3 protein-coding genes (1 of these 3 only partly in view) are annotated in these 2133 nt (G+C 52.7%); all 3 read left to right on the top strand.

The features are described from left to right. The first annotated feature begins 221 nt into the window (after positions 1-221). On the top strand, positions 222-1505 hold the full coding sequence (locus C4B57_02815; GenBank protein ID PXF55628.1) for a cofactor-independent phosphoglycerate mutase: 1284 nt from the start codon (positions 222-224) through the stop codon (positions 1503-1505). Continuing rightward, a complete protein-coding gene (locus C4B57_02810; protein PXF55567.1) occupies positions 1477-1938 on the top strand; it encodes a thioesterase in 462 nt (153 codons plus the stop codon). The genes C4B57_02815 and C4B57_02810 overlap by 29 nt, the downstream gene beginning before the upstream one ends. A gap of 190 nt (positions 1939-2128) precedes the next feature. Continuing rightward, positions 2129-2133, top strand: partial view of a hypothetical protein gene (locus C4B57_02805; GenBank protein ID PXF55566.1) — the 5' portion only. Its footprint extends 217 nt past the window's final position; 5 of the gene's 222 nt are visible here — the first part of the coding sequence; it begins with the start codon at positions 2129-2131; its stop codon lies off the right edge, out of view.

Raw genomic sequence — 2133 nt, 5'->3', positions numbered from 1 at the left:
CCTTTTGCAGGGTTTCGATCGCGGGCCGGATTGCACTGCCTCTCCGGTCCGCGATGAGTGAGCTTTGAAACCCGGAAAAAGGTAACCGCTTCAAGGCAGGATATAACGGGTTCACCGGATATTTACGAAAAAGCTATTTGAAATGGAGTTCTGCCGTGACTGACGTCAACACAACAAATGTTGCTGATGAGTCTGCTGACTTTGCTCAGGACTCACCCGGGATGGATCTTCCGGCTTCGAAGTATGTGATATTGATTGGAGACGGTATGGCTGATTTTCCAATCGACGATCTGGGGGGCAAGACTGTTTTGGAGGTGGCAAGGACACCTGCCATGGACCGCTTGGCAAGATTGGGGGAACTGGGCAGAGTGCTTACAATTCCAGAGGGTTTCCCCCCGGGGAGTGATGTGGCCAATATGTCCCTTTTGGGTTATTCACCTGAAAAGTTTTATACCGGCCGCGGACCCCTGGAGGCCGCTGCCATGGGTGTCCAGATGAATCCGGAGGACGTTGCCTTCAGGTGCAATTTGGTTACCCTGAGATTTACAGAGGGCAGGGTCTACATGGTAGACTACAGTGCCGGTCATATAAGCAGTGAGGAGGCCCGCATACTCATAAACGACTTGTCCCTGTTGGTGTCCGGTCGTTCTTTTGAACTCTTTGCAGGCATAAGCTACCGCCATTTGTTACTTTGGCGGGGTGGCCCCGAAGGTATTTCCACTGTGCCCCCCCATGATCTTACAGGAATGGATGTAACTGAAGCCTGGCATATTTACGAGGAGGAGCCGCTCCTGTATGAACTTCTTACCAAGGCCATCACCTTTTTTCATCGTCACTCTGTCAACGAGAAAAGGCGGGCCGAGGGAAAACTGCCTGCAAACGCACTCTGGCCATGGGGGCAGGGTCGAAGGCCGCTGTTTGCCACGTTTTCCCAGTTGTATGACATAGACAGCGCGGTTGTGGCCGCAGTTGATCTCATAAGGGGGCTGGGCGTCTGTGCAGGTATGGAGGTTATAAATGTGCCGGGGGCCACTGGTTATCTGGATACCAACTACAGGGCAAAGGCGGATGCAGCCCTGAGGGCGCTGAAGGAAAAGACCCTTGTGGTTGTACATGTTGAGGCCCCTGATGAGGCAGGTCACATGGGTGATGTCCGTGAAAAAATCAGGGCCATAGAGCGCTTTGATAAAGAAGTGGTGGGACCTGTCATGGATGGCCTGAGAGATACCGGAGTATCTTACAGGATACTGGTTGCCACGGATCACTATACGCCCGTGAGTCTTAAGACACACAGCCCGGGACCAGTACCCTATGTTATTTATGACAGTTCAAGCACGAATGGTAATTCAGATGCCACCTTTAACGAGCCTGCTGCAGAGCAGAGCCCTGTAATGATCAAAGAAGGCTATAAACTGATGCAGAGGTTCATCGGCGTGGCACCCAGAGAGCTGGAACTGGATACCAAAAAGAAGCCAAGTGAATACAGAAGCGCCAGGTCCAGTTGAACTTAAGGAACCAATACACCGCCTCTCCTACAGGGTGATTTACGGTGATACCGATACCGGCGGTGTGTTATATTATGGAAATTATCTGAGAATCTTTGAGATGGGGCGCACCGAGTTTCTGCGGTCCGTGCTCAAGATATCTTATCGCGATATCGAGCGTGGAGGGGTTATACTTCCTGCAAGCGAGGTCTACTGCCGTTACAAGTCCCCGGCACATTATGACGACCTGCTTGAGATTTCAACTTCACTGGAAAGTTTTTCCAGATTCTCAGTTCGTTTTCATTATCTGATACATCGATTCGATGACCATCACTTGCTGGTCAGGGGCTATACAGTTCACGCGGCAACGGACAGATCCGGCCATCTTGCCGGTCTTCCAGCGGATTTTCAGACAGCACTTGCCGGCATCTGCGACCGGCGAAGTCGTATTTGATCACGGGGCAGGGCCGTCCCTTGTCACTCCAATGCTCTCGTCCCTTGTTTTCTGAGGCCTTTGTGGCAGGGGATTCCTGCCCCCTCCCCGTTCTCCTTCGCTTCGCTCCGGAGCCGGGGTTTCCCCCGCCCCAAAGGCCAAGAAAAACTGCGGGACTTACGCAGGTCGCTCCAAGGGACGGCCCTGCCCCGTGAT

The organism is Deltaproteobacteria bacterium (genome assembly GCA_003194485.1).
Lineage (GTDB): Bacteria > Desulfobacterota > Dissulfuribacteria > Dissulfuribacterales > UBA3076 > UBA3076.
Note: the sequence above shows the minus strand (reverse complement) of the source record. Positions and strands in the feature narration are given on the sequence as shown.